At 66.0% G+C, this 480-nt stretch carries 2 protein-coding genes; both read left to right on the forward strand.

Annotation, left to right across the window (positions count from 1 at the left end; translation table 11 throughout):
* Positions 1 to 286 (forward strand): phosphate acyltransferase (locus tag ACEN88_RS34140; RefSeq protein WP_413346813.1); only part of this gene is annotated, 286 nt, incomplete at its 5' end.
* Entirely contained in the window at positions 283 to 417 is a 135-nt protein-coding gene (locus tag ACEN88_RS34145) for a hypothetical protein (RefSeq protein WP_413346815.1), read from the forward strand. The genes ACEN88_RS34140 and ACEN88_RS34145, both read left to right, overlap by 4 nt.
* Positions 418 to 480 lie beyond the last annotated feature (63 nt).

Genomic DNA, 480 nt, shown 5'->3' on the forward strand with positions numbered 1-480 from the left:
CGACCTCGCCGTATCGGAAGCAGCGGCGCGCACGAAAGGGTTCGTGTCCCCGGTGGCCGGCCAGGCCGACATCCTCGTCGTGCCCGACCTGGAAGCGGGCAATATGCTGGCCAAGCAGCTGGAGTACCTGGCGGAAGCTCAGGTGGCCGGCATCGTGATCGGGGCGCGCGTGCCCATCATGCTCACCAGCCGCGCGGACGGCCCGCTGGCCCGGCTCGCGTCGTGCGCGCTCGCGTCCCTGCTCGTGCGCCACTCGACAGGTCTCGCCGTGATCGGATCATCATGAGCAAGGGATATGCATGCATCAACGCCGGCTCGTCCAGCATCAAGTACGCCGTCTACGTCGAACGGGGCGCGGATCTCGTCGCGACGGCGCACGGCCAGGTGGCGGGTCACGGCCCCGCCGGTGTGTTATAAACATAAGACGCTGCCGACGAATTGAGAGGTGTTGATGTGGGGGGTGGGCGGTTGAATTAAAAA

This window comes from Massilia sp. CT11-108 (genome assembly GCF_047302915.1).
Taxonomy (GTDB): Bacteria; Pseudomonadota; Gammaproteobacteria; order Burkholderiales; family Burkholderiaceae_D; genus Telluria; species Telluria orientalis.

What these genes read in the sequence shown, in the direction of transcription:
- ACEN88_RS34145 (WP_413346815.1), top strand. Translation starts at nt 283, where the DNA reads ATGAGCAAGGGATATGCATGCATCAACGCCGGCTCGTCCAGCATCAAG.